This window comes from Paraoerskovia sediminicola (assembly GCF_030296575.1).
GTDB lineage: Bacteria > Actinomycetota > Actinomycetes > Actinomycetales > Cellulomonadaceae > Paraoerskovia > Paraoerskovia sediminicola.
Window position 1 is genome coordinate 2942032 of sequence record NZ_AP027729.1, and the last position, 26586, is coordinate 2968617.

A 26586-nucleotide genomic window follows, 5' to 3' on the forward strand; every position below is an offset into this window, starting at 1 on the left:
CGGGCGACGTCCCGCCTGGGGTCGGGGCCCCGGTACCGCCGGGGACTCAGGCCCCGACGGGCGCGCCGGCGTCGTCCACCCTGCCGACAGGCTCGGGTCCGCTACCGCGCGGGCCGCGGCTCGCGGTCGACGTCGGGAACGTCCGGGTGGGGCTCGCGGCCAGCGATCCCGACGGGCTCCTGGCGACCCCGGTCGAGACGCTCGCTCGCGACCTGCGGACCGACGGATCCTGGGGGAGCGATCTCGAACGTATCGCGACGGAGGTCCGGGACCGCGGTGCAGCAGTCGTCTACGTCGGCCTGCCCCGGCTGCTCTCGGGTGAGCAGGGATCGGCGGCGACAGGGGCCCGGGCCTACGCCGAACAGCTCGCCGACGGCATCGCGCCGGTCCCCGTCCGGATGGTCGACGAGCGCCTGACGACGGTGTCCGCGCACCAGGCCCTCAGGGCGTCCGGCCGCGAGGGGCGCACGCACCGGTCGGTGATCGACCAGGCTGCAGCCGTTATCATTCTGCAGTCCGCGCTTGACGTGGAGCGCGCTTCCGGGCAACGTTCGGGCGAGCTGATCGAGTCTTGACCAGGCTCCGGACACGCAGGACCCGCGGCGACCGTCCCCGGGGACGACACGACCAACATCAGGGAGACCTCTCTCGTGAGTGATCTGTTCGCTGGGACCTCGACGACGGAGCCCGCAGCGGCGCCTCTCGGGTCCCGCTCGGACCTCAAGCGCGACCGCCGTGCGAAGAAGCGCAAGGCGCAGCGCCGTCGGCGTACGGCGCTGCTGCTGGTCGTGATCCTCGCGGTCCTCGCGGCCGCCGGGTGGGTCCTGCGCGACCAGGTGATGTCGTTCCTCGACGACATCAAGCCCGAGGCGGTCGCGGACTACCCAGGACCGGGGATCGATCCCGTCGACGTGACGATCAACCCCGGGGACACCGGGTCCGTGATGGGACGCGAGCTCGTCTCGGCGGACGTCGTCGAGAGCGTCGAGGCGTTCAACATCGCCTTCGAGGCGAACCCGAACTCCGGCTCGATCCAGCCGGGCACGCACCAGATGCTCACGCAGATGTCGGCGGAGGGTGCGGTCGCCCGCCTGGTCGCGAACGAGAACCGGGTCGAGACCAAGCTGACGATCCCGGAGGGGTACACCGTCGACCAGATCCTCGAGCGCGCCACGGCGGTCACCGGGATCGCCCGGGAGGACTTCGAGGCGGCGATGGAGGACAACGACGCGACGGGCCTGCCCGACGTCGCCGGCGGCGAGTACGAGGGTTGGCTCTTCCCGACGACGTACCTGCTGGCCCCCGACTCGAACGCGACCTCGATCCTCAGCGACATGGTGACGCAGACGGTGCTCCAGCTGGACGACGCCGGTGTGGCTGAGGAAGACCGGGAAGAGGTCCTCACCGAGGCGTCCCTGATCGAGCGCGAGGCGGCGAACGACGAGGACCGCGCCAAGATGGCTCGCGCCATCGACAACCGGATCGAGCAGGGCATGCCGCTCCAGATCGATGCTGCCGTCGCGTACGGCGCGGGCAAGCCCGGGACCGAGCTCACGACGAGCGACCTCGAGGACGAGTCCAACGAGTACAACCTCTACGTGAACCCGGGGCTGCCGCCGACCCCGATCGCCGCCCCCGGGCGCGCGTCGATCGACGCGGTCATGAACCCCGCCGACGGCGACTGGCTGTTCTGGACGACCGTGAACCTCGACACCGGCGAGACCAAGTTCGCCGCGACGTACGAGGAGCACCAGGAGAACGTGGCCGAGCTGCGCGAGTGGCAGGCGGCGAACGGCTGATGACGACCAGCCGTCCGCGCCGGGCGGCCGTGCTCGGGCATCCTGTCGCGCACTCCCTCTCCCCGGTGCTGCACCGCTCCGCGTACGCGGCGCTCGGCCTCGACGGGTGGACCTACGGGACCGAGGACGTCACCGCCGAGGAGCTGCCCGCGTTCGTGGCGGCGATGGACGAGTCCTGGTGCGGGCTGAGCCTGACCATGCCGCTCAAGCACGCCGTCATGCCGCTGCTCGACTCGATCGATCCGCTCGCCGAGGTGGTGGGCGCGGTCAACACGCTCCTGCCGGTGGCGAACGTGCGCGTGGGCGCCAACACCGATGTGCACGGCATCGTCAGCGCGCTCGGCGAGGGGTTGGACGGCCGGACCGCTCGCTCGGTGACGGTCCTCGGCGCGGGCGCCACCGCGGCGTCCACCCTCGCGGCGCTCGGCGAGCTCGGCTGCACGACGCCTAGTGTTCTCGTGCGCTCGCTCGCCCGCACCGGAGACCTGCGGGCGGCCGCGACACGCATGGGCGTCTCGCCGACGTTCGACCGGCTCGACCGAGCGGTCGAGCTGATGCAGTCCTCGGACATCGTGATCTCCACGCTGCCCGGCGCCGCCGCCGACGGCATCGCCGCGGAGCTCGGCGGCGCGTCGGGACCGCACACCCCGGCGATCGACGGTCTGCTGCTCGACGTCGTCTACGAACCGCGACCGACCGCGCTCTCCGCGGCGTGGGCGCGCCGCGGCGGCGCGACCGTGGCCGGCGAGCGGATGCTCTTGCACCAAGCCGCCGAGCAGGTACGGCTGATGACCGGTCACGCCGCGCCGCTCGCAGCGATGGACGCCGCGCTGAGCTCGGCGCTCGCCGCGTGACCCGGCCGGACGTCGGGGCCGTGCCGGAGGTCGCTCGACCGGGGCCGGACCCGGCCGCGGTGCTGTGGGACATGGACGGGACGCTCGTCGACTCCGAGCCGTACTGGATCGCGGCCGAGACGGCGCTGGTCGCCGCGCACGGCGGCAGCTGGTCGCACGAGCAGGCGCTCGGTCTGGTCGGGAACCCGCTCGAGGTCTCGGCGCGGGTGCTCCAGGAGTCCGGGGTGCGGCTCGGGACCCAGGAGATCGTGGCGCACCTGGTGCGCAGCGTCGCGGAGCAGATCACCGCGCGCGTCCCGTGGCGGGCCGGTGCCCTCGAGCTGTTGTCCGAGCTGCGCGCCGCCGACATCCGGTGCGCGCTCGTGACCATGTCGTACCGGGACCTCGCGCTGCCGCTGGTCGCCGCGGCCCCGGCCGGGTCGTTCGAGGTGGTCGTCTGCGGTGACGACGTCGACCAGGGCAAGCCGCACCCGGAACCGTACCTGCGTGCCGCGAGGCTCCTCGGTGTGCCGATCGGCGACTGCGTCGCCATCGAGGACTCGCCGCCGGGTATCGCCTCCGCCTCGGCGGCCGGCGCCACGACGATCGGTGTGCAGGCGGTCGTCCCGGTCGCCGCGGCACCCGGGCTCAGCCGTCTCGCCGGCCTCGAAGGTGTCGGCGTGGACCTGCTCCGTCGGATCCACGGCGGGGCGGTCGTCGACGAGCTGGCCTGACCGGCCGGGCAGTCGGCCGGTGACGGAGTCGGGCAACCGTCCGTCGCGCTCGCGCTGCGTGCGTTGCGTCCGGGCTAGATCGTCTCGTGCCGCGGCTCGGCGTCCGTCGCCGCGCCGGCCCCTGATCCGGCAGGGCGGACGCCGGTGGTCCGCTCGACCTGCTCGGGCGAGACCTCCGGCGGTGTGCCCCCGAACGCGGGACAGATGGTCTTGTGCGCGCACCAGTCGCAGAGCCGTGATCTCCGCGGGCTCCACTGACCGGTGCGTGCCGCATCCTGGATCGACGCCCACAGCGAGCGCACCTTCTGCTCCGTGATCTCCAGCTCGCGCTGCGTGGGTTCGGCGCGCAGCACCCGGCCGTCGCCCAGGTAGACGAGCTGCAGCATCTTCGGGAGCACGCCGCGCTCGCGCCAGAGCACCAGGCCGTAGAAGCGCATCTGGAAGAGCGCGGAGCCCTCGTACCCCTCGCGCGGGGACTTCCCGGACTTGTAGTCGACGACCCGCACGGCGCCGTCGGGGGCGACGTCGATGCGGTCGACGATCCCGCGCATGGCGGGGCCCTGCTCGAGCTCGGTCTCGACCCGCAGCTCCCGGGACTCGGGCTCGAGGCGGTTCGGGTCCTCCAGGGTGAAGTACGTGGCCAGCAGCTGTTCGGCGCCGAGGAGCCAGGCGCGCTCCGACGCCTCGTCGTCGAACAGGTCGACGCAGCGCTCGTCGGTCTCCTGCAGCACCGCCCACTGCGGCCTGAGCAGGGCGACGGCGGCGGCGAGAGTGCGTTCGCCGAGCGGTGCGTCGTAGAGCCGTTCAAGGACGGCGTGGATCAGCGTGCCACGCGTCGCGGCCTCGCTCGGAGGCTCGGGCAGCCGGTCGATGGACCGGAACCGGAAGAGCTGCGGGCACTGCATGAAGTCGTTCGCCCGGGAGGGGAGAGGCCGGGGCGGCGGACCGGGGCCGGGACGTCGGTGACGGACATGGGTCGACCCTACGGCGGGCCCCCGACATGCCGCGGCTGCCCCGCTCCTGCCGCGCGCCCACCGATCCCGGGCCTCGCTGCGCTCCGGCCGGGTGCAGCGAGGCCCAGGATCGGTGGTGCGCGGGCTAGGGTGACCCGCGTGACGCAGCCACCCACACCTCCGCCCGGACCCGAGCGACCCGGACCGGGCCCCGGAGCGCCCGTCCCCGGAGCGCCCTTCCCCGGAGCGCCCGTTCCCGGACCGTCGGCACCGCAGCGCGGCGGTGGTCGTGCGCGCGACGCGGGCCGCAGCCGGGGCTGGGTGATCGGTCGCGTCGCGGGCGCACCGGTGATCATCACGCCGTCGTGGGCGATCGCCGCCGTCCTGCTGACGGTGCTGTTCGCGCCGACCGTCGAGGCGTACCAGCCCGACCTGGGCGGGGGCATCTACGTCGTCGCGTTCGCGTTCGTCGTGCTCCTGTTCGGGTCCGTGATGCTCCACGAGGTGGCGCACGCCGTCGTCGCCCGGAAGCTCGGCCACCGCGTGACGGAGCTCGCGCTGACCGTGTGGGGCGGGCACACCGCGTACACCGGGACGTCGGCGCGTCCACGGGACTCGTTCCTGGTCGCGGTCGTCGGGCCGCTGACGAACCTGCTCCTCGCGGCGGGCTTCTGGTTGCTCTTCGACGCGCGGATCGGCGGCGAGATCGTCCCGCTGCTCTTCTACGCGGCGGCGTTCTCGAACGCGTTCGTCGGCTTCTTCAACCTGCTCCCGGGGCTACCGCTGGACGGCGGGCAGGTGCTCGAGTCGGCCGTGTGGGCCGCCACGGGCAGCCGGTACCGCGGCGCGGTCGCGGCGGCGTGGACGGGTCGTGCGGTCGCGGTCGGACTCCTGGTCGTCGTCCTGCTGCTGCCGCTCGCGCGCGGCGGGCTGCCGGACTGGTACACCGTGCTGTGGGCCGTCCTCATCGGCACGTTCCTCTGGTCCGGGGCGGGCGCATCGCTGCGGGCCGCGCGACGTCGCGAGGCGGTCACCCGGGTCGAGGCGCGCGCGCTCGTGCGGCCGGCGAGCGTCGTGCCGACCGACGCGAGCGCCGCGGACGTGGCGCGCGCCGCTGCGGCTGCGGGCGCCTGGGCCGTCGTCGTCGTCGAGCCGTCGGGCCGACCTGTCGCCGTGGTCGAGGCCCCCACGCTGGCGTCCGTCCCGCCGGAGCGCCTCGCGGCGACGCCGGTGGCCGCCGTCGCCGTCGGTCTGCCCGGCGGCGGGTGGGTCGAGCTGGGCGCACGGGGCGAGGACCTCGTGGACCGCGTCGCGGCGCTCGCCCGCGCCGCCGCCGTCCTCCCGGTGGTCGACGCGGGGCGCGTGGTGGGCGTCCTGCTCGTGAACGACGTCGTGCAGGCCGTCCAGCGGGCACGGCCCGGGGGCGGGCCGCCCCAGGGACGGTCGGGCCGGGGCTGACCAGGCAGGAGCCCTAGACTGGTCCGTCGTGACCGACGACATCGCAGGTGGCCCGAGCGCCGCCGGACCCGAAGACCGCCCGCGCAGCGCCCCGACCGGCACGCCCGCCCCGACGGGCGCGGAGGTGCGCCGCGGTCCGCTGCGGTACGGCGACAAGGTGCAGCTCACGGACCCGCGCGGTCGGCTGCACACCATCACGCTCGCGGCCGGGGCCACGTTCCACACCCACAAGGGGTACTTCGCCCACGAGGCCCTCGTCGGCGAACCCGAGGGTTCGGTCGTGCGGAACACGGCGGGCATCGAGTACGTCGCCCTGCGTCCGCTGCTGTCCGACTACGTGCTGTCCATGCCTCGCGGGGCAGCGGTGATCTACCCGAAGGACGCCGGCCAGATCGTCGGCATGGCCGACATCTACCCGGGCGCGCGCGTCGTGGAGGCGGGAGTCGGCTCCGGGGCCCTGACGATGTCGCTGCTGCGAGCCGTGGGCGACGGCGGCAGCGTCCACTCGATCGAGCGACGCGAGGACTTCGCCGCGATCGCGCGCGGCAACGTCGAGACCTTCTTCGGCGGCCCCCACCCGGCGTGGGACCTCTCGGTCGGCGACCTGGCCGACGTCCTGCCCACGATCGGACCCGCCGGGTCGGTCGACCGGATCGTGCTCGACATGCTCGCCCCCTGGGAGAACGTGGGCGTCGTCGCCGACGCCCTCGCGCCCGGGGAGTGCTCGTCTGCTACGTGGCGACCACGACCCAGCTCTCCCGGGTCGCCGAGGACCTGCGGGCGGACGGCCGGTTCACCGAGCCGAGCGCCTGGGAGTCGATGGTCCGCGGCTGGCACCTCGAGGGCCTCGCGGTGCGGCCGGAGCACCGCATGGTCGGCCACACCGGGTTCCTGATCACGGCGCGACGGATGGCCGACGGCGTCTCCGCACCTGAGCGTCGCCGGCGCCCGGCGAAGGGCGCCTACCCCGCCGACCACGACTGGACGCCCGAGGACGTGGGGGAGCGCCCCGTCTCGGACAAGAAGCTGCGCAGGGTCCGCCGGGACGTCGGCCAGGCGCCCGACCCGACGTGACGAGCACGTAACGATCCGTCGCAGGCGCCGTCTCAGCGGGTGTCCCTCTCCCACGGGACCGGTGAATCTGCCTAGAGTCGAACATCACGGGTGACGGACCACCGCGGGTCGCCGGACGACCCGTGACGAGGAGGACGTGGCGATGACCGAGACGGACCGGGAGCACGAGCGCCAGCTGGCGATCCTCTCCGCCAAGAACGAGCGCCTCGCGGAGGCTCTGCGTGCCGCGCGCGACCAGATCGTCGAGCAGCGGCGTCAGATCGACGAGCTCGCCAAGCCCCCGGGGACGTACGCGGTGTTCCTCGCCCTGCACGGCGACGGCTCCGTGGACGTGTCCTCCGCCGGTCGCAAGATGCTCGTCAGCGCGACGCCGGGTCTCGACCTCGCGTCGCTGCGACCGGGTCAGGAGGTGCGGCTCAACGAGGCGATGACGATCGTCGCCGTCGGCGGGTACGAGCGCATCGGCGAGACCGTGGCGCTCAAGAAGGTCCTCGACGCCGAGCGCGTCCTGGTGGTGGGCCGCGCCGACGAGGAGCGCGTCGTGCGGCTCGCCGGCTCCGTGGACCGCGGTGCGCTGCGCGCCGGCGACACGCTGACCGTCGACAACCGCAGCGGTTTCGTCTTCGAGGTGGTGCCGAAGTCCGAGGTCGAGGAGCTCGTCCTCGAGGAGGTCCCGGACATCGACTACTCGGACATCGGTGGGCTCGGCCCCCAGATCGAGCAGATCCGGGACGCGGTCGAGCTGCCGTTCGACCACCCCGACCTGTTCCGCGAGCACGGGCTGCGCCCGCCCAAGGGCATCCTGCTGTACGGGCCGCCGGGCTGCGGCAAGACGCTGATCGCCAAGGCGGTCGCGAACTCCCTCGCGCACATGGTCGCCCGCCGGGGCGAGCGCGCGGGCGGTCCCGCGACGCCGGAGCCCTCCGACGGCTCGAGCGACGCGACGGCGCGCAGCTACTTCCTCAACGTCAAGGGGCCCGAGCTCCTGAACAAGTACGTCGGGGAGACCGAGCGCCACATCCGCCTGATCTTCGCGCGGGCACGGGAGAAGGCCTCGCAGGGCACCCCCGTCGTCGTGTTCTTCGACGAGATGGAGTCGCTGTTCCGCACGCGCGGCACCGGGCTGTCCTCCGACGTGGAGACGACGATCGTGCCGCAGCTGCTGAGCGAGATCGACGGCGTGGAGCGGCTCGACAACGTGATCGTGATCGGCGCGTCGAACCGTGAGGACATGATCGACCCGGCGATCCTGCGGCCGGGCCGTCTCGACGTGAAGATCAAGATCGAGCGGCCCGACGCCGAGGGCGCGCAGGAGATCTTCGCCAAGTACCTCACGGAGGACCTGCCGATCCACCCGGACGACGTCGCGGAGCACGGCGGCAGCCGCGAGGAGGCGCTCGCTGCCATGCTGCGCGCGGTGGTGGAGCGGATGTACTCCGAGGCCGACGAGAACCGGTTCCTCGAGGTCACCTACGCCAGCGGCGACAAGGAGGTCCTGTACTTCAAGGACTTCGCGTCCGGCGCGATGATCCAGAACGTCGTGGACCGCGCCAAGAAGTCGGCGATCAAGGACTTCCTCGCGGACGGCCGGCGCGGGATCCGCGTCGAGCACCTGCTCGGTGCGTGCGTCGACGAGTTCCGCGAGAACGAGGACCTGCCGAACACGACGAACCCCGACGACTGGGCGCGGATCTCCGGGAAGAAGGGCGAGCGCATCGTCTTCATCCGCACGATCGTCCAGAAGGAGGGCGAGGGCTCGTCGCCGCGCACCATCGACACGGTCACGAACACGGGGCAGTACCTCTGACGCATAGGGTGGCGCCGTGACCGTGCGACGCGTGATGGGGATCGAGACCGAGTACGGCGTGCTCCGTCCCGGTCGGCCGATGGCGAACCCGATGCTCATGTCGAGCCAGGTCGTGACCACCTACCGGGCGGTCGCGGCCTCGCAGGACGGGGTGCGGGCCCGCGCGCGGTGGGACTACGTCGACGAGGACCCGTTGTCCGACGCGCGGGGGTTCCGGCTGACCCGTGCGTCGGCTCACCCCTCGCTGCTGACCGACGACCCGTCCCGACCCGCGCCGTCCGGCGACGTACCGGGCGGTGACGCCCCGGGGCGACCGGATGCCGAGGACGGCGCCGGGGCCGAACGTGAGCCCACCGACGCGTCCGTCGACGGCGCGGGCGCGGGTACCGGCGCGGGTTCGGGCGCAGGCCCGGACCAGGAGAGCGGCGAGGCCGCGTCGGCCGGCCGGATCCGGCTGCAGCGGGTCGAGCGTCCCAGCGTCGAGGAGTACGACGACCCGAGCGCCGCGAACGTCATCCTCACGAACGGTGCCCGGCTCTACGTCGACCACGCGCACCCCGAGTACTCGTCGCCCGAGGTCACGTCGCCCCTGGACGCCGTGCGCTGGGACGTGGCAGGTGAGCGCGTGATGCTCGAGGCGTCGCGCGCGCTCGCCGGGACGCCGGACGGCGAGGTGGTGCTCTACAAGAACAACGTCGACGGCAAGGGCGCCAGCTACGGCACGCACGAGAACTTTTTGGTCGACCGTGCGCTGCCGTTCACGACGATCGTCGAAGGGCTCACCCCGTTCCTGGTCACGCGGCAGGTGTTCACCGGCTCCGGCCGCGTGGGCCTGGGCCCGACCGGCGACACCCCCGGGTTCCAGCTCTCCCAGCGGGCCGACTACATCGAGGCGGAGGTCGGGCTCGAGACGACCCTGCGCCGTCCGATCGTCAACACCCGGGACGAGCCGCACGCGGACCGGGCCCGCTGGCGGCGGCTCCACCTGATCATCGGGGACGCGAACCACTTCGAGGTCGCGACCTACCTGAAGCTCGGGACCACCTCCCTCGTGCTCTGGGTCCTGGAGAACCTGGACCGGCTGGCCGAGGCCGACGCCGGGGTGCGCGGCGAGCTCCAGGCCCTGCGGCTGGCCGACCCGGTGGGCGACGTGCAGCGCGTGAGCCGGGACCTCGGGCTCGCCGCCCCGCTGCGGCTCGCAGACGGCGGGTCGGCCACCGCGCTGGAGATCCAGCACGCGTACCTGGGCATCGTCCGGCGTGCGCTGGACGCCCTGCCTCCGGCGGACGACGACGGGACAGCGGCGGTCGTCGAGCGCTGGGACTCCGTGCTGCGCGGGCTCGGCGCGGACCGCGACTCCTGCGCCCGGGAGGTCGAGTGGGTAGCGAAGCTCCGCCTGCTCGAGCGCATGAGGCAGCGGGACGGCCTCGACTGGGACCACCCGCGGCTGGCCACCTTCGACCTCCAGTGGTCCGACGTCAGGCCCGAGCGCGGCGTCTACCACCGCCTCCTCGCCTCGGGTGCGGCCGAGCGCCTCGTCGACGAGCGCGAGGTCGGGCGGAGCGTCCACCACGCGCCCGCGGACACGCGGGCGTACTTCCGGGGGAGGTCGTGGCGCGGTTCGGTGAGCACGTCTCGGCCGCGAGCTGGGACTCCGTGATCTTCGACGTCCCGGGTGCGCGGTCGCTGCAGCGCGTGCCGATGCTCGACCCGCTGCGCGGGACGAAGGAGCACATCGGGGCGCTGCTGGACGAGAGCGGCGACGCGCGGTCGCTGCTCGACCGGCTCTCCGAGCCGGGCCGGTGAGCGGGGCCTAGTGTGAGGCACGGATGAAGCAGCGATGACGCACCGGCGCGGAGCGTGCGAGGCACAGGTGGAGACTGGGCACGGCGGCAGGTCGCCGGGCCCCCGATCGAGGAGATGACATGGCTGGTCAGGAACGGATCTCACCGGAGGACCGGCGTCCGGACGACGCACCGGAGCCCGCGACGCCGGTCGCTCCGGCAGCGCAGGCCGACGATACCGAGGTCGACTCGTTGCTCGAGGAGATCGACGAGGTCCTGGAGTCGAACGCCGAGTCGTTCGTGCGCGGGTTCGTGCAGAAGGGCGGGCAGTAGGCGCCGATGACTCCTGATCCGCACGGCCGGCTCCCGCGGGCCTACACGACGACCGGCTCCTCGTCCTTCCTGGACTTCGTCACCGCCCAGGCGCCCCACCTGCTCCCGGGGAACCGGGACGGCGACGGCGCGGTCCAGAGCCATGCGAGCGGTTCGTCCCCGCTCGTCCAGTCGCTCCCGCACGCGACGACGATCGTCGCGCTCGTGGTCGACGGCGGTGTCGTGATGGCCGGGGACCGCCGGGCCACGGCGGGGTCGATGATCGCGCACCGCGAGATCGAGAAGGTGTTCCCGGCCGACGAGTTCTCAGCGGTGGGGATCGCCGGCACCGCGGGCATCGCGATCGATCTCGTGCGGCTGTTCCAGCTCGAGCTCGAGCACTACGAGAAGATCGAGGGGCAGCTGCTGTCGCTCGACGGCAAGGCCAACCGGCTGTCGACGATGATCCGCTCCAACCTGGGGCTCGCGATGCAGGGTCTCGCGGTCGTGCCGCTCTTCGCCGGCTACGACCTGCGGCTCGGACGCGGCCGGATCTTCTCCTTCGACGTCACGGGCGGTCGCTACGAGGAGCGCGACCACCACAGCGTGGGATCGGGGTCGGTCTTCGCCCGCGGGTCGCTCAAGAAGCTCTGGCGCCCGGGGCTCACCGCGGACGAGGGCGTGGCCGTGGCCGTCGAGGCCTTGTTCGACGCCGCCGACGACGACTCGGCGACGGCCGGGCCGGATACGGTGCGCAAGATCTGGCCGGTGGTCGCGCGCGTGACCGAGGCCGGCTACGCCCGGGCGGCGGACGACGAGCTCGCCCCGGTCGTCGACCGGATCGTCGCGCAGCGCGGCGGGGAGGACGTTACCGGACGCGGCGTCGCGGGGGAGGTGGTCTGCGATGACCATGCCCTTCTACGTCTCGCCCGAGCAGCTCATGCGGGACCGGGCCGACTTCGCGCGCAAGGGGATCGCCCGGGGAAGGTCCGTGGTCGTCGTCGCGTACGACGACGGGATCGCGTTCGCGACGCAGAACCCGTCCCGGGCCCTGCACAAGATCTCGGAGATCTACGACCGCATCGCGTTCGCCGCGGTGGGCAAGTACAACGAGTTCGAGAACCTGCGGGTCGCCGGGGTCCGGTACGCGGACCTGCGCGGGTACTCCTACGACCGCTCGGACGTCGATGCCCGCGGGCTGGCGAACGCCTACGCGCAGACGCTCGGCACGGCCTTCACGACCGAGTCGAAGCCGCTCGAGGTCGAGCTCGTCGTCGCGGAGGTCGGGCCGACCGAGGCGCAGGACCAGATCTACCGGCTCTCGTACGACGGGACGGTCGCCGACGAGCACGGGTTCGTGGTGATGGGGGTCGCGCCGAGGAGCTGCGCGACCACGTCGCCGACGGGTGGCGACCGGGCATGGCGCTGGGCGAGGTGCTGCGCCTCGCCGCGACGGCTCTCGCGCACCCGGGTGGCAGCGGCGCCGCGCCCGAGACCGACGCCGGCGACACCACCGAGGCGCCTGCGGCCGTCCCCGCCGCCGAGCTCGAGGTCGGGGTCCTCGACCGCACGCGCCCGCGGCGCGCGTTCCGCAGGCTCGCGGGGGACACCCTCGCCGGCCTTCTCCAGACGCCCGACGCCCCGGAGGACACGCGATGAACCGACGGATCTTCGGCCTGGAGACCGAGTACGGGGTGACGTGCGCCTCGGACGACGGCCGTGGGCTCTCGGCCGACGAGGTGGCCCGCTACCTGTTCCGCAAGGTGGTCGCGTGGGGGCGCTCGTCCAACGTGTTCCTGCGCAACGGGTCGCGGCTCTACCTGGACGTCGGCTCCCACCCGGAGTACGCCACGGCGGAGTGCGACGACATCGAGCAGCTCGTCGCCTACGACCGCGGCGGCGAACGGATCCTCGAAGGTCTCGTGGCCGACGCCCAGCAGCGGCTCGTCCACGAGGGACTGCCGGGCAAGGTCCACCTGTTCAAGAACAACACGGACTCCGCGGGCAACTCCTACGGCTGTCACGAGAACTACCTCGTCCGGCGCCAGGGCGACTTCGCCCGGTTGTCGGACGTCCTGGTGCCGTTCTTCATCACCCGTCAGGTGCTGACCGGTGCGGGCAAGGTCCTCGCCACCCCGCGCGGTGCGACCTACTGCCTGTCCCAGCGGGCCGACCACATCTGGGAGGCGGTGTCGAGCGCGACGACGAGGTCGCGCCCCATCATCAACACCCGCGACGAACCGCACGCCGACGCCGAGAGCTACCGGCGTCTGCACGTCATCGTCGGCGACTCGTCGATGGCCGAGCCGACGACGATGCTCAAGGTGGGCGCCACCGACCTCGTCCTGCGGACCATCGAGGCAGGCATCCCCGCGCGAGACCTGAGCCTGGAGAACCCGATCCGGGCGATCCGGGAGATCAGCCACGACATGACCGGCAAGCACCCGGTCCAGCTCTCCAACGGCAGGACGATCACCGCCATCGACCTCCAGGGGAGTACCTCGCCCGCGCCAGGTCGTACGCGGAGTCCCAGGGCGACCTGACCCCCATGACGAAGCGGGTGCTCGAGCTCTGGGAGCGCGGGCTGCGCGCGCTCGAGACCGGTGACCTGTCGCTCGTCGACCGTGAGCTGGACTGGGTGATCAAGCTGCGCCTGATCCGCAGGTACCAGGAGAAGCACGGGCTGGATCTCGCCGACCCCCGGATCGCCCGCCTCGACCTCGCCTACCACGACATCTCGCGGACCGAGGGCCTGTACAACCTCCTTGCGGCGCGCGGCATGGTCGACCGCCTGACCACCGACCTCGAGGTGTTCGAGTCCACGGCGGTGCCGCCGCAGACCACCCGCGCGAAGCTGCGTGGCGACTTCGTGCGGGCGGCCCAGGAGGCGCGCCGGGACTACACCGTGGACTGGGTGCACCTCAAGCTCAACGACCAGGCGCAGCGCACGGTGCTGTGCAAGGACCCGTTCCAGAACGTCGACGAGAGGGTCGAGCGGCTCATCGCCGCGATGTGACCTGCGCGTTCCTCCCGTGCAGGCCAGGCACGTAAGGTGTCCCGTTGTGCGCCGCCTCGTCCTCCTCCCGATCCTGCTCGCCCTCGTGGCGACGCTCGGTGCGTGCGGCATCGACTTCCGCGACGACAGCGCCGAAGGTCCCGCCGACACGGTCGTGAGCGTGTCCGGTTCTGCTGACGTGGCACCTGCCGTCGGATACGAGGCGCCCGTCGTGGTGTCCGAGCCGTGGACCGAGACCGTCTGGGTCGGCACCGGCGCCCCGCTCGTCGCGGGCGGGGACGTGCTGCTCAACATGTACGCCGAGGACGGCCGCGACCACTCGGTCATCAGCGACACCTACGGCGGAAGCCCGCGCCTGCAGCGCATGGACCCTGCCGACCTCGGGCGCCGGCTCTACACGGCGCTCGAGGGACAGCGCGTCGGCGCGCGGGTGCTGCTCGTCGGCGCGGACGAGGGCAGCGGGTCAGGGTCGGTCGACGTCGCCGGCGGCACGGCCGAGGGTTCCGCCGAGGAGCTGCCCGCCGAGGCTCCTGACGAGGCTCCTGACGAGGGGGCTACCGGGAGTGACGAGGCGCGGGCCGGCGAGAACCCGCCCAAGGACTCCGGGGACGACGTGCCCCTCGTCGTCGTCGTCGACGTGCTGCCGACCTCGGCGCACGGGGACCCGGTCGACCCTGACCCCACGGCGCCCACGGTCGAGGCGCTCCCGGGCGCCGAGCCGGTGGTGACGATCCCCGACACAGACCCACCCACCGACCTCACGGTCAGGACCCTCGTCCGCGGCCCTGGTCGGCAGGTCGAGCCCGGCAACACGGTGACGGTGCGGTATGTCGGCGTCTCCTGGAGCGACGGCCAGGTGATCGACTCCAACTGGGAGTCGGGCAGCGTCTTCACGACCGTCTTCGGGCTCGGCACCGTCGTCGACGCCTGGGAGGAGGGGCTCCTCGAGCAGTCCGTGGGGAGCCGCGTCCTCCTCGTCGCCCCACCGTCGGTGGCCTACGGTGGCACCGGGTCGGCGCTCGCGGACGAGACGCTGGTCTACGTCGTCGACATCCTGGACACCCGGTCGGCGGCGACCGACGAGACCGGGGCGACGGCGTCGCCCCGGATTCCCTGGAGGACTGAACGTGCCGGTGACCGTACGCGTGATCCCTTGCCTCGACGTCGACGCGGGCCGCGTCGTCAAGGGCGTGAACTTCGAGAACCTGCGCGACGCGGGCGACCCGGTCGAGCTGGCGTCCCGGTATGACACGGAGGGCGCTGACGAGGTGACGTTCCTCGACGTGTCGGCGTCCTCGGGCGACCGCGCGACGATGTACGACGTCGTCTCTCGGACCGCGGAGCAGGTGTTCGTCCCCCTCACGGTCGGTGGTGGGGTCAGGACCGCGGACGACGTGGACCGGCTCCTGCGCGCGGGCGCGGACAAGGTCGGGGTCAACACGGCGGCGATCGCGCGCCCGGAGCTGATCGCGGAGATCGCCGACAGGTTCGGCAGCCAGGTCCTCGTGCTGTCCGTCGACGCACGGCGCGTCACCGGGGACGTCCGGACGGAGTCCGGGTTCGAGGTCACCACGCACGGCGGTCGTCGTGGCACCGGGATCGACGCCGTGGCGTGGGCCGCCCGTGCCGCCGAGCTCGGCGCCGGGGAGATCCTGCTCAACTCGATGGACGCCGACGGCACGACGAGCGGGTTCGACCTGGAGATGCTCGGCGCGATCCGTTCTCAGGTCCGGGTCCCCCTGATCGCGAGCGGCGGGGCGGGGACCCCCGCGCACTTCGTGGACGCTGCGCGCGCGGGGGCCGACGCGGTCCTCGCGGCGAGCGTCTTCCACTTCGGCGCGATGACGGTCGACGACGTCAAGGCGACCATGCGGGCCGAGGGCATCGCGGTCCGCTGAGGGGGCAGGCGCCGGCCGCCGTGCCCTGCTCGCCGTGCTCGAGGGCCGAGGGCCGAGTGCCGGGAGGGCCGCGCCACGCGCTGGGGCCCGGGTCCGGGGCTCGATTCTGGGGTCGGCCGGGGACACAGGTCAGGGCAGCGTGACGGTCGTCGTCCCGAGCACCTCTCCTGCCGACCCCAGCGCCTGGACCAGCGCCTGCGAGGGGCGGGGCTCGCCGTCCGGGTCCCCGCCGTCGCCCTCCGGAGCGCCGCTCTGCCACTCGATCCGGGTCTCGAACCCCGTACGGCCGGTCGTCACCTCGACGTCCCCGTCCCGCAGACGCCAGGCGTCGACCTCGGTGGCACCGTTCCAGCTCGCGTGCACCACGACGGAGTCGCCGTCCTGGGTCGCGACCGCGCTGGGGCCCTCGAGGGGGTCGCCCGTCCACTCACGCTGCTGGAACCGGTACGACGTGACGACGAGGTCGTCGTCCCACCCGCTGTCCGAGAGCAGCTCCCCGGTGTCCGACATGCGTGACCACCGGGGGATCGCGCCCCAGCCGACGAGCACGTCGCCGCTCGGCGTCTCCTGGAAGCTGCCCTGGCTCGTGGCGTAGAGGCCCTCGGGGTGGGGGTACTCGGTCGCCACCGTGACGGTCATCGCCTGCTCGTCCACGTCGAGCGCGAGCCCGCGTGACGACGTCCGGGCGACGTCGTCGCAGCGCCCCCGTTGTCGAACAGCGTCAGCGTCCCGTCGGTCGACCTGCGCAGGTCGTGCTGCCGCATGAATGCGGCGTCGTCCGCGACGGCGAAGTCGGACGCGCGGCCACCGAGCCGCCACACGACGTCCCCCGTCGTCCGGTCGATCTTGTAGAGCGCGCAGGTGTTGCGCGCGGACAGCAGGAGGTTGCCGTCGTCGTCCTCGGAGACGGAGTTGAGGTGGACGGGGTCGTACGGCGTCGGCTGGTCCTCGCCCTCGCCCTCGCCCTCGGTCGTCTGGTCGTCCGGGTCGTCGTCCGGGTCGTCGGCCGGGTCGTCGGCCAGCGTGCCGCCTGCGTCCATGGCGCTGAACGACTCGTGCGGGTCGAGGTGGCCCAGGGCGTGCCACTCGAAGAGCACCGCGCCGGTCGCCACGTCGACCTCGAGCACCACGTTGTCGAGGATCCGTCCGGCGGCCTCGCCCCCGAGCGTCCGCAGGTCCATGGTCAGCGGCTCGTACGCCAGCGCGAGCAGCGTCCCGTGGTCGGTCAGGGTCACCTCGTGGAAGTCGAGCTCGTGCCCGTTCGCCTCCGGGATGCGGGCGACCTCCTGGTAGGAGTCGTCGACGGCGACGACGGCACCGAACCCGTAGCCGGGGCCGGCCAGCCCCTCCCACCAGGAGATCACCGCGTCGCCGTCGATCTCGGCGACGTCGACCGCTCGCGCGTCCACGCCGTCCATCGGGGCGAACCAGACGGTCTCGCCGTCGTCGTCGACGAGGAGCGGACCCTTCTGCCCGAACCCGTTCTTCACCCCGGCGACGACGTAGCCGGGTCGGTCGGGCGGGTCGAGCGGCGTCGACCGGACGACGGGCGGGTGCAGGTCCGGGGCGGAGACGTACCTGGCGACGTCGTCGTCCGCCGCCGGCTCCTCGACGGGGACGTCGCCCAGAGGGGGCGGTCCGCGAGGGTGGCGACGGTGAGGGTCCACCGGCCGTCGTCGGACCCGCGGACGTCGAAGGGTGCGTGGACCGTGACGTCCTCGCCCTCGTCGAACGGCTCGACGGGGACGAGGCTCGCGCCGTCGCCGTCCGAGTGCTCCAGCAGGGTGAGCTCGTGCTTGCCCGAGGTGGACCCGGTGACCACGACGGAGCGCAGCGCGGGCGCCGTCGGGGCGTCGCGGCCGTCCCAACGGAGGGAGACCTGCGCCCCTGGGTGGACGACGGTGGTGCCGGGCAGCGGGAACGCGGTCACCGGCCCCGTGGCCGGTGACCGGACGTCCGCCGCCGGGGTCGTCGCGCTGAGCGACGACGCCGAGCCCGGGAGCGTCGGCCCCTCGGGAGTCGCCGCCTCGAGCCCTGCGAGCGCGAGACCGCTCACCAGACAGGTCCCGGCGGCCAGGACCGCGCCCGCCCTCACGGCGACCGGTCGCCCTGCGGCCCGTCGTCGGCGGGGCCGGGGTCGTCGGCGCGACCCTGCGCACCCGGTACCGCCGAGACGAAGGCCGCGACGTCGTCGTCCGACCCGTGGAGAGCGACGTCGCTCGCCCGGCCACGCCCGGAGGCGTGGAGCACGAGCTCCTCGACGCGGCCGCGGACGGCGACGGACCCCTGGCCGGAGCGCGCCCGGCGAGCGACGAACCGGCGACCGTCGGGGTCGACGAGGAGGACACCGACGGGGCTGCGCCGGTAGGTCAGCCGGGCGAAGAACCCGATCCGGTCGCGGAGCGCCGCGACGAGCCCCTCCGGGAGGTCCCGCTCCGCCGGGCGCCCAGCGCCCCGACGCACGTCCTCGCCGTGGATGAACAGCTCTGCGAGGTCGATCGCGTCACCGGCCCACGAGTGCGGGCTGAGGCGGCCGGGTGGCTGGGCGACCTCGTCGACGAGCCGGGCGTACGAGGCGGGGTCGGCCGACGCGGCGGCGAGCGTGGAGACGCCCGAGCTCGTCGCGCGCCACGGCCGGTGCTCGCGCAGGTACACATGGGCGGCGAGGTGCGCGGCGGTCCAGCCCTCGCACAGCGTGGGTGCCGAGGGCTCCACGGACCGCAGCTCGAGGACGAGACGGTCACGCAGCCACGGGTACCAGTGCATGGGTCATGCTTGCACGCGCCGCGGCACGGTCGCACGGGCACGTGGCTCGGGCTGCCGCGCGGCTAGGCTGACCGGCATGCCCTCGAACCCCGTGACCCCGCCCGCCGAGGCGACCGCCCCGGCGTCCGGGGCACCCCGTGAGCGTGTCGTCGTCGACGCGGACGGGGTCTCACTGCACACGTGGACCTGGGACGCTGACGCTCCCCGCGCGGTCGTCCACATCGTCCACGGCGTCGGCGAGCACGCGCGCCGTTACGACCACGTCGCAGTGCGTCTCGTGGCGAGCGGCTTCACGGTCGTCGCCGACGACCACCGGGCGCACGGTGCGACGGGGGCGGGACACGAGGGCGTCGGGAACCTCGGTCGTGGGACCGTCCGGGCCGCGCTGGAGGGGGTCGGTCGGGTCGACCGCGCCATCAAGGCCGATCTCCCGGACACTCCGCTCGTGCTGCTGGGGCACAGCTGGGGATCGTTCATCGCGCAGACGCTCGTCGCGCGCTCGAGCGCGCACTACGACGGCCTCGTGCTCTCCGGCTCCTCGCTGGCGCTGCCCGGGCTGACCCGGCGCGCGGCCTACAACGCGGCCTGGGACGGCCCCGAGGCTTCCGGTCGGGAGTGGCTCAGCCGCGACCCTGAGGTCGGGCGAGCGTTCGCCGACGATCCCTGGTGCTTCGACGTCGGCGACGAGCCGCCGTTCAGCCTCCGCGAGTCGCTCGCCATCTCCGGCGCCCCGCCGCGTCGTCTCGACCACGACCTGCCCGTCCTCGTCCACGGCGGGTCCGAGGACCCGATCGGCGGCGAGCGCGGGCAGCGTCTCCTGGCCGCCGCGTACGAGCGGTGGACGCGGCTCAGCGACGTGACGTGCCTCGTCTACCCGGGCGCTCGGCACGAGATCTACAACGAGACGAACCGCGAGCAGGTGCTCGACGACCTCGTCGCGTGGCTCGACGTCCGGTTCTGACCCGGCCCGGGGGCGCGCCACCCGGCGTGAGACCATCGGACCTTCCCCGAACGAACGAGGACCTCGTCATGCCTGAAGCCGCCCCCGGACTGCAGGGGCCGCCGCGCTCGACCTTCCGTGCCCGCACCGGGTACGGGCTCAGCGGTTCCCGGACCCGTCGTTCCGTCCAGGTCATGGTGCGCGGCATCCGCTCCGAGCCGGGCGTCTACGCGCTCGCGATCGGCGCGTCCGCGGTGTTCGGCGCGGTGACCGTGGGGGTGAGCAAGGCGATCGGTGCCGTGACGGACCAGGTCGTGGTCCCGGCCATCGCCGGCGACCCCGACGCGCAGGGACGCATCTGGCTCGCCGGGCTGGTGCTCGCGGCCGTGTCGATCACGCTGGCGGCGAGCGTCGCGGCCCGGCGCGTCTGGGCCGGCATGGGCGTCTCCAACCTCCAGGCCGGTCACCGGGCCTCGGTGACCCGGCAGTACCTGCGGCTCCCGGTGTCCTGGCACCGTGCCCACCCGACCGGACAGCTCCTCGCCACGGCGTCCGCCGACGTCGAGGCGGCCACCGGGGTCTTCAACCCGCTGCCGTTCGCGCTCGGGGTCGTGGTGATGATCGTGGTGGCGGCAGTCATGCTGCTCGCCATCGACCCGTGGATCGCTGCCGCGGCCCTCGTCGTCATCCCGCTCGCGATCGCCGCGAACCTCGTGTTCCAGCGGTACATGGCGCCCGCTGCGACGCGGGCGCAGCAGCTGCGCGGCTCGGTGGCGGACGTGGCCCACGAGAGCTTCGAGGCGGCCGTCCTCGTCAAGTCGCTCGGCACCGAGGCTCGCGAGGAGCGGCGGTTCGCCGCGCGCACCGACGACCTGCGCCGGGCGAACGTCGACGTCGGCGTCGTCCGGGCCGTCTTCGACCCCGTCATCGAGCTGCTGCCGTCGCTCGGGACGCTGCTCGTCCTCGGCGTGGGGGCGGGTCGTGTCTCCGCCGGGGCGATCGGGACCGGTGACGTGGTGACGGCCGCGTACCTGCTGACCGTCATGGCGGTCCCCGTCCGTGCCTTCGGCTGGGTCCTGGGGGAGCTGCCGCGCGCCGACGTGGGGTACGAGCGCGTCGCCCGGGTGCTCGACGCCGAGGGTTCGTTGCGACCCGGGACGGGCACGTTCGGCGATGCCGGGAGCAGGCACGAGAGCCGACGCGAGAGCGGGCAGTCCGACGGGCAGCCCGACGGGCAGCCCGATGGACAGGGCCGGCAGGGCCGACAGGGCCTCGCCGTCCGGCTCGACGGGGTCGGCGTCGACGTGCGCGCGCACGGGACGGACGTCACCCTGCTCGACGGCATCGACCTCGAGATCCCGCCGGGGAGCGTCGTCGCGGTCGTGGGCGCCACCGGTGCCGGCAAGACGACCCTCGTCTCGCTCCTCGCCCGTCTCGGCGACCCGACCCGAGGCGTCGTCCGGCTCGACGGGGTCGACGCGCGCGACCTCGCGCCCGAGGCGATCACCGGGGCCGTCGCGTTCGTCTCCCAGACGACGTTCGTCTTCGAGGACACCGTGCGGGGCAACGTCCTGCTCGACGACCACGACGAGCGCGGTGCGACGGACGACGAGAACGCGGCCCGGGACCAGGCCGCCTGGGACGCTCTCGCGGCCGCGCGGGTCGACGACGTCGTGCGCGCGCTGCCCGGCGGGCTCGACGCCCCGCTGGGCGAACGCGGCTCGAACCTGTCCGGCGGCCAGCGCCAGCGGCTGGCGATCGCCCGCGCGCTCGTGCGCGCCCCGCGGCTCCTCGTCCTCGACGACGCGACCTCGGCGGTCGACCCCGCGGTCGAGCGCGACGTCCTGTCGGGGCTGGGGGAGCGGACGGCGCAGCCACCGACGGTCGTGATGGTCGCCTACCGCATGTCGAGCGTGGCGCTCGCCGACGTCGTCGTGCACCTCGAGGGCGGTCGCGTCGTCGACGTCGGGAGCCACGCGGAGCTGCTCGCCCGCGACGCGGGCTACCGAGACCTGGCGACGGCGTACGAGCGCGAGGCCACCCGGCGGGAGGAGGACGCATGACGAGCACGACCACCGGGGCGTCGGCCCCCTCGAGCACGCGTCGATCGCGTCCGCCAGCGAGCTCGGGGTCGTCGCCACGGTCCGTCGCGGCATCCAGCTGTCCCCGGTGATGGTCCAGGGGATCTGGTGGACGTTCGTGCTCGCCGTGGTCGGTGCGGCGGGCAGGGTCGTGGTCCCGATCACGGTCCAGCAGACCGTCGACACCGGGATCATGGCGGACGGCGGACCGGACGCCGGGCGCATCACGACCCTGGTCCTGCTCTCTGCCGCGCTCCTGCTCGTGGCCGGCTGGTGCATGTCCCTCGTCAACATCAGGCTCATCCGCGCGACGGAGGCGGGGCTCGCGGACCTCCGGGTGCGGGCGTTCCGGCACGTGCACGACCTGTCGACGCTGACGCAGGGGACCGAGCGCCGCGGCGGGCTCGTCTCCCGCGTCACGTCGGACGTCGACACGATCTCGCTGTTCGTGCAGCGGGGCGGGATCATCCTGCTCGTCTCGACGCTGCAGATCGTCGTCGCGACCGTGCTCATGGCGGTCTACTCGTGGCAGCTCACGCTCGTGGTCTGGGCGGTGTTCGTCCCGCTGTTCTTCGGCCTGCGACCCGCCCAGAAGCGCGTGAACCTCGCGTACACCGCGGTCCGGGCCCGGACCGGCGCGCTGCTCGGCGCGATCTCGGAGTCGGTCGTGGGCGCCGAGACGATCCGCGCCTACGGCGCCCAGGCCAGGACCGGCCGGCGGGTGGACGCCGCCATCGAGGCGACGCGCAGCGCGATGGTCCGGTCGCAGAAGCTCGTCGCGATCGTCTTCTCGTCCGGGGTGCTGGTCGCAAACCTCGTCGTGGCGGTGGTCGTGGTCGTCGGCACCTACCTCGGCGTCGCGGGGGACATCACGACGGGCCAGCTCCTCGCCTTCCTGTTCCTGGTGCAGATCTTCACGGGCCCCGTCCAGCAGGCGACGGAGATCCTCAACGAGCTCCAGAACGCCGTCGCCGGCTGGCGGCGCGTGATCGCGATCCTCGAGACCCCGGTGCAGGTGGTCGACGCCGGCGACGACGCGGTGCCCAGCAGGCGCGGGCCTGCGAGCGTCCGGCTCGAGGGCGTGCGTTTCTCGTACCCGGGCGGTCCCGAGGTGCTGCACGGCATCGACCTCGACCTGCCGGCCCGGACCCGGGTCGCTGTCGTCGGGCGCACGGGGTCGGGCAAGACGACGATCGCCAAGCTCGTCACGCGGCTCATGGACCCGGACGACGGCGCGGTGCGGCTCGACGGGGTCGACCTGCGGGACGTGTCCGCGGCGCACCTGCGCGAGCGGGTCGTGCTGGTGCCGCAGGAGGGGTTCCTCTTCGACGGCACGCTGCGCGAGAACATGGCGTACGGGTTGGCGGACCACGTCCCCGCCGAGGACGAGGCGGAGCTCGTCGGGCGTGCCGTCGCCGAGCTCGGTCTCGACGACTGGGTGTCGGGGCTGCCGCGCGGGCTGGACTCGGACGTGGGTCAGCGCGGCGAGGCGCTGTCGGCGGGCGAGCGCCAGCTCGTGGCCCTGGCCCGGGCGTACCTCGCGCGCGCGGACCTGCTCGTGCTCGACGAGGCGACGTCCGCGGTCGACCCGGCGACCGAGGTCCGGATCGCCCGCGCGCTCGACTCGCTGACCGCGGGGCGCAGCACGATCACGATCGCGCACCGGCTCTCCACCGCCGAGGCGGCCGACCTGGTGGTCGTCGTCGACGACGGCCACGTCGTCGAGGTGGGCGCGCACCGCGAGCTCCTCGGCCTGGACGGGGTCTACGCGAGGATGCACGCCGCCTGGTTGGCGCAGTCGCGCTGATCGGCGGCCGGTCGCCAGCGCGGTCTGCGGCGCGGTCGGCAGCGTGATCGGCACAGCGATCGGCAGCGTGGTCGGCACAGCGATCGGTACGAGGGACGGTGTCGCGGACGGCGTGGCCGCGGGCGCCGCGCGCGTGGCAGGATTCTCGGGTGCCTGACTCCACCGCCCCCGGCTCCCCGCTCGACCCTGCCGTCGCCACGCGCCTCAAGCGCGACGCCGACGGCCTCGTGGCTGCGATCGTCCAGCAGCACGACACCGGCGAGGTGCTGATGCTCGGCTGGATGGACGACGAGGCGCTGCACCGCACCCTGGGCAGCGGCCGGGTGACCTTCTGGTCCCGGTCGCGGCAGGAGTACTGGCGCAAGGGCGACACGTCGGGCCACGCCCAGTACGTGAAGTCGGTGTCCCTCGACTGCGACGGCGACGCCCTGCTGGTGCTCGCCGACCAGGTCGGCGCCGCCTGCCACACGGGCGCCCGCACGTGCTTCGACGAGGGCGGCGACCTGGGCGCCGTCGTCGGCCACCGTCCGGAGGAGGGCCGATGACCGGCTCGACGCAGGCACAGGCGACCCCGCCCCCGAGGCCGGGCCGACGGCCGAGGACCTGCTCTGGGGCGAGACCTGGCCGCAGCTGCCCGCGTTCCGCGAGCTCGCGTCGCGGCAGCGGGTGATCCCGGTGGTCCGGCGTCTGCTGGCCGACGACGTCACACCCGTCGGGCTCTACCGCACCCTCGCCCAGGGCCGCCCCGGCACCTTCCTCATGGAGTCGGCCGAGGCCGACGGCGGCTGGTCGCGCTGGTCGTTCGTCGGCGTCTCCTCGCGGGCGACCCTCACGGTGGCGGACGGCGCGGCGACCTGGACCGGTGACGTCCCCGTGGGCGTACCGACCTCGGGCGACGTGCTCGACGTGCTCGAGCGCACGCTCGAGCTGCTGCACGCGCCCGCGATCCCCGGGCTGCCGCCCTTCACGGGAGGCATGGCGGGCGCCCTCGGGTGGGACGTCGTCCGGCACTGGGAACCGACCCTGCCGGCGACCGCACCCGACGAGCTCGGCGTGCCCGAGGTGACGCTCTGCCTGGCGACGGACCTCGCCGTCGTCGACCACCTGCGCGGCACCGTCTGGCTCGTGGCGAACGCCATCAACTTCGACGACACCGACGAGCGCGTCGACGAGGCGCGCCTCGACGCCGTCGCGCGCCTCGACGCGATGCAGGCGGCTCTCGTCGCGGGCACCAGCGCGGCGGGCGGCCCGGCCGAGGTCGCCCCCGACGCGGTCGTCCCGGACCTCGAGTTCCGGTCGACGCGCGAGGAGTTCGAGACCGCGGTGCTCGCGGGCAAGGACGCGATCCGCGAGGGCGAGGTCTTCCAGGTCGTGCTCTCGCAGCGGCTCGACCTCGACTGCCCGTCGTCGCCGCTCGACGTCTACCGGGCCCTGCGCACCATCAACCCGAGCCCGTACATGTACTGCTTCCAGCTGCAGGACGCCGCCGGCCACGACTTCGCCGTCGTCGGGTCCAGCCCCGAGACGCTCGTCAAGGTGACGGACGGGCGGGTCGTGACGTTCCCCATCGCCGGCTCGCGCCCGCGAGGAGCGACCCCGGAGGAGGACGTGACGCTGGGGGAGGAGCTCCTCGCCGACCCCAAGGAGCGCGCCGAGCACCTCATGCTCGTCGACCTGTCCCGCAACGACCTGGTCAAGGTGTGCGAGCCGACGTCGGTCGAGGTGGTCGAGTTCATGGCGACCAAGCGCTTCAGCCACATCATGCACCTGTGCTCGACCGTCGTCGGCACCCTCCGCGACGGCGCGACGGCGCTCGGAGCGTTCCGGGCGACGTTCCCCGCCGGGACGCTCTCGGGCGCCCCCAAGCCTCGGGCCATCGCTCTCATCGACGAGCTCGAGCCCGCGTCGCGGGGCATCTACGGCGGCACCGTCGGGTACTTCGACTTCGCCGGCGACATGGACATGGCGATCGCGATCCGCACCGCGCTGGTCCGCGACGGGCGCGCGAGCGTGCAGGCCGGCGGCGGGATCGTCGCCGACTCCGTGCCCGCCCTGGAGTACGAGGAGTCGCGCAACAAGGCGGCGGCCGCGGTGCGGGCCGTGCAGCTCGCCGCCCGGCTGCGGCCCGTCCGATGACGGGGGAGTCGTCGGCCGGGCATGGTCCGCAGCACGGGCCGTCGGTGGCGGCGAGGCGCCCCGACCGCAGGACGACGATCCTCGGGCTGCTCGTGCTCGGAGGTCTCGCGCTGCTCGTCGCGGTCCCGACATGGCTGCAGACCACAGGATCCAGCCCGATCGACCCGTCCGTCGAGGTGACGGTCACCGGCACCGACGCCGCCCCCGGCGTCGGCGCCGCCGCGCTCGTCGTCCTGGCCGCGGGCCTCGCGCTGGGGCTCGTCGGGCGGTTCGCGCGCTGGCTGGTGCTCCTCGTCGCCGCGGTCGGGGGAGTCGTCGTCGTGGCCTCCGCGCTCGCGGTGCTCCTCGACCCCCGGCCGGTGGCGCGCTCGGCCGCGGCGGACGCGACCGGTGTCACGGTGCTCACCAGCGACGTGCAGGTCGGGTTCGCGGCCTGGGCAGCGGTCGCGGTCGGCGTGCTGGTCGTCGTGCTGGTGGCAGCAGCGGCCCGCGCCGCGACCACGTGGCCCGCAGGGAGCTCGCGGCACGAGCGCACGTCGGGGCCGGGCGCCACCGACGGAGCGTCGCCGGTCGGTGACGGCGCGTCGCGCCCGGACGCCCCGCGCGGCGGTGCCGCTGGTCCCGCGGGCGAGGGGACGTCGTCCGGCACCGGCAGTGCGTCCGGCGACCCGTCCCGCGACCCGGCCCGCGACCGTGACCGTCAGAGTGACGTTCACGGTGACCATCACCCTGACCCTGGTCCCGACGGGGCGGACGGCGTCACGGACGACCCGGCGGCGCTCTGGGACGCGATCACCCGAGGCGAGCCCGAGGACGAGCGCGGCTGACGGCCCACTCGGCGTTCGCTAGGCTTGGATCCTCTTCACGAAAGGCACACACATGGTTGACACGTCGTCGCAGACCGAGGTCGCATACCTGCCCCCGGTCTCCCCTCCCACGAACCACGGCCACACCACCGCTGCGTGGTTCACGATGGTCGGGATCATGGTCGGTGCGTTCGTCGCGGCGATCGCGTTCGTCATCCCGGTCGTCTGGCTGTTCTGGGTGGGCATGGGCATCGTCGTCGTCGGGCTCGTCGGCGGGCTGCTGCTGCGCAACATGGGCTACGGCCAGGTCGCCGTCGCGGCGGAGCGCGACGCGTGAGCACCCCGCCGCAGGGACCGGTCGGCGACCCGCAGGGGAGCCGGG

23 protein-coding genes and 4 pseudogenes are annotated in these 26586 nt (G+C 73.6%); 22 read left to right on the top strand and 5 right to left on the bottom strand.

Going from position 1 to position 26586, the window contains the following annotated elements:
• The first annotated feature begins 80 nt into the window (after positions 1-80).
• The 4 genes from ruvX to QUE47_RS13600 all read left to right on the top strand — a co-directional run bounded on the left by ruvX (position 81) and on the right by QUE47_RS13600 (position 3366).
• The gene (gene ruvX / locus QUE47_RS13585; protein WP_286219513.1) at positions 81-575 is read left to right on the top strand and encodes a Holliday junction resolvase RuvX; all 495 of its coding nucleotides are present in this window, start codon (positions 81-83) and stop codon (positions 573-575) included.
• Between the two features lie 75 nt (positions 576-650).
• Positions 651-1799 (top strand): endolytic transglycosylase MltG, encoded by a 1149-nt coding sequence (mltG, locus tag QUE47_RS13590; RefSeq protein WP_286217725.1) that lies wholly within the window; start codon positions 651-653, stop codon positions 1797-1799.
• Complete coding sequence (locus tag QUE47_RS13595; protein WP_286217726.1) at positions 1799-2653, top strand: shikimate dehydrogenase; 855 nt, start codon at positions 1799-1801, stop codon at positions 2651-2653. The genes mltG and QUE47_RS13595 overlap by 1 nt, the downstream gene beginning before the upstream one ends.
• Positions 2650-3366: an HAD family hydrolase gene (locus QUE47_RS13600; protein ID WP_286217727.1), complete on the top strand. Its 717-nt coding sequence runs from the start codon at positions 2650-2652 to the stop codon at positions 3364-3366. Before QUE47_RS13595 ends, QUE47_RS13600 begins: the two co-directional genes overlap by 4 nt.
• A 74-nt stretch (positions 3367-3440) precedes the next feature.
• Here the strand turns inward: QUE47_RS13600 and QUE47_RS13605 are convergent, their stop codons facing one another.
• A complete protein-coding gene (locus QUE47_RS13605; protein WP_286217728.1) occupies positions 3441-4271 on the bottom strand; it encodes a RecB family exonuclease in 831 nt (276 codons plus the stop codon).
• Between the two features lie 207 nt (positions 4272-4478).
• Between QUE47_RS13605 and QUE47_RS13610 the strand changes: the two genes are divergently transcribed.
• From QUE47_RS13610 to hisF, 11 genes and pseudogenes are all read left to right on the top strand, one after another.
• The gene (locus tag QUE47_RS13610) at positions 4479-5777 is read left to right on the top strand and encodes a site-2 protease family protein (protein ID WP_286217729.1); all 1299 of its coding nucleotides are present in this window, start codon (positions 4479-4481) and stop codon (positions 5775-5777) included.
• A gap of 124 nt (positions 5778-5901) precedes the next feature.
• Positions 5902-6851, top strand: a pseudogene (locus QUE47_RS13615) (tRNA (adenine-N1)-methyltransferase).
• 142 nt (positions 6852-6993) lie between these two features.
• Positions 6994-8658 carry a proteasome ATPase gene (gene arc, locus QUE47_RS13620; RefSeq protein ID WP_286217730.1) on the top strand — a complete coding sequence of 555 codons (1665 nt, stop codon included), beginning with the start codon at positions 6994-6996 and terminating at the stop codon, positions 8656-8658.
• Between the two features lie 16 nt (positions 8659-8674).
• Positions 8675-10318 (top strand): depupylase/deamidase Dop, encoded by a 1644-nt coding sequence (gene dop / locus QUE47_RS13625; RefSeq protein ID WP_286217731.1) that lies wholly within the window; start codon positions 8675-8677, stop codon positions 10316-10318.
• Positions 10270-10464 carry a hypothetical protein gene (locus QUE47_RS13630; RefSeq protein WP_286217732.1) on the top strand — a complete coding sequence of 65 codons (195 nt, stop codon included), beginning with the start codon at positions 10270-10272 and terminating at the stop codon, positions 10462-10464. Before dop ends, QUE47_RS13630 begins: the two co-directional genes overlap by 49 nt.
• A gap of 119 nt (positions 10465-10583) precedes the next feature.
• The gene (locus QUE47_RS13635) at positions 10584-10775 is read left to right on the top strand and encodes a ubiquitin-like protein Pup (RefSeq protein ID WP_286217733.1); all 192 of its coding nucleotides are present in this window, start codon (positions 10584-10586) and stop codon (positions 10773-10775) included.
• 6 nt (positions 10776-10781) lie between these two features.
• Positions 10782-11609 (top strand): annotated as a pseudogene (gene prcB, locus QUE47_RS13640) (proteasome subunit beta); the annotation flags it as partial.
• A 49-nt stretch (positions 11610-11658) separates the two neighbouring features.
• A pseudogene (prcA, locus tag QUE47_RS13645) lies at positions 11659-12413 on the top strand (proteasome subunit alpha).
• Positions 12410-13770: pseudogene (pafA, locus tag QUE47_RS13650) on the top strand (Pup--protein ligase). Before prcA ends, pafA begins: the two co-directional pseudogenes overlap by 4 nt.
• A 46-nt stretch (positions 13771-13816) precedes the next feature.
• Complete coding sequence (locus QUE47_RS13655) at positions 13817-15019, top strand: FKBP-type peptidyl-prolyl cis-trans isomerase (protein ID WP_286217734.1); 1203 nt, start codon at positions 13817-13819, stop codon at positions 15017-15019.
• Entirely contained in the window at positions 14904-15668 is a 765-nt protein-coding gene (hisF, locus tag QUE47_RS13660) for an imidazole glycerol phosphate synthase subunit HisF (protein WP_286217735.1), read from the top strand. The genes QUE47_RS13655 and hisF overlap by 116 nt, the downstream gene beginning before the upstream one ends.
• A 129-nt stretch (positions 15669-15797) precedes the next feature.
• Here hisF and QUE47_RS13665 read toward each other — a convergent pair whose 3' ends face one another.
• Genes QUE47_RS13665 through QUE47_RS13680 form a run of 4 tightly spaced genes read right to left on the bottom strand, consistent with a single transcriptional unit; the run spans position 15798 to position 18434 of the window.
• A complete protein-coding gene (locus QUE47_RS13665; protein WP_286217736.1) occupies positions 15798-16307 on the bottom strand; it encodes a hypothetical protein in 510 nt (169 codons plus the stop codon).
• Entirely contained in the window at positions 16304-17158 is an 855-nt protein-coding gene (locus QUE47_RS13670) for an arylsulfotransferase family protein (RefSeq protein WP_286217737.1), read from the bottom strand. Before QUE47_RS13670 ends, QUE47_RS13665 begins: the two co-directional genes overlap by 4 nt.
• On the bottom strand, positions 17155-17724 hold the full coding sequence (locus QUE47_RS13675) for a hypothetical protein (RefSeq protein ID WP_286217738.1): 570 nt from the start codon (positions 17722-17724) through the stop codon (positions 17155-17157). The genes QUE47_RS13670 and QUE47_RS13675 overlap by 4 nt, the downstream gene beginning before the upstream one ends.
• A gap of 35 nt (positions 17725-17759) precedes the next feature.
• Complete coding sequence (locus tag QUE47_RS13680; protein WP_286217739.1) at positions 17760-18434, bottom strand: TIGR03085 family metal-binding protein; 675 nt, start codon at positions 18432-18434, stop codon at positions 17760-17762.
• Between the two features lie 76 nt (positions 18435-18510).
• On the opposite strand from QUE47_RS13680, the gene QUE47_RS13685 reads away from it, so the two are divergent.
• The 7 genes from QUE47_RS13685 (at position 18511) to QUE47_RS13715 (ending at position 26541) form a co-directional block, all read left to right on the top strand.
• Positions 18511-19395, top strand: a complete 885-nt coding sequence (locus tag QUE47_RS13685; protein WP_286217740.1) for an alpha/beta hydrolase — start codon at positions 18511-18513, stop codon at positions 19393-19395.
• 68 nt (positions 19396-19463) lie between these two features.
• Complete coding sequence (locus tag QUE47_RS13690) at positions 19464-21437, top strand: ABC transporter ATP-binding protein (RefSeq protein ID WP_434019692.1); 1974 nt, start codon at positions 19464-19466, stop codon at positions 21435-21437.
• A gap of 109 nt (positions 21438-21546) precedes the next feature.
• Positions 21547-23262: an ABC transporter ATP-binding protein gene (locus QUE47_RS13695; protein WP_286217741.1), complete on the top strand. Its 1716-nt coding sequence runs from the start codon at positions 21547-21549 to the stop codon at positions 23260-23262.
• Between the two features lie 149 nt (positions 23263-23411).
• Complete coding sequence (gene hisI, locus QUE47_RS13700; RefSeq protein WP_286217742.1) at positions 23412-23807, top strand: phosphoribosyl-AMP cyclohydrolase; 396 nt, start codon at positions 23412-23414, stop codon at positions 23805-23807.
• Positions 23808-23865: 58 nt separating this feature from the next.
• Positions 23866-25398 (top strand): anthranilate synthase component I, encoded by a 1533-nt coding sequence (locus QUE47_RS13705; protein WP_286219515.1) that lies wholly within the window; start codon positions 23866-23868, stop codon positions 25396-25398.
• Positions 25399-25442: 44 nt separating this feature from the next.
• Positions 25443-26225, top strand: coding sequence for a Trp biosynthesis-associated membrane protein (locus QUE47_RS13710; protein WP_286217743.1), 783 nt, complete (start codon positions 25443-25445; stop codon positions 26223-26225).
• Between the two features lie 52 nt (positions 26226-26277).
• Positions 26278-26541: an HGxxPAAW family protein gene (locus QUE47_RS13715; protein WP_286217744.1), complete on the top strand. Its 264-nt coding sequence runs from the start codon at positions 26278-26280 to the stop codon at positions 26539-26541.
• The last annotated feature ends 45 nt before the right edge of the window (positions 26542-26586 follow it).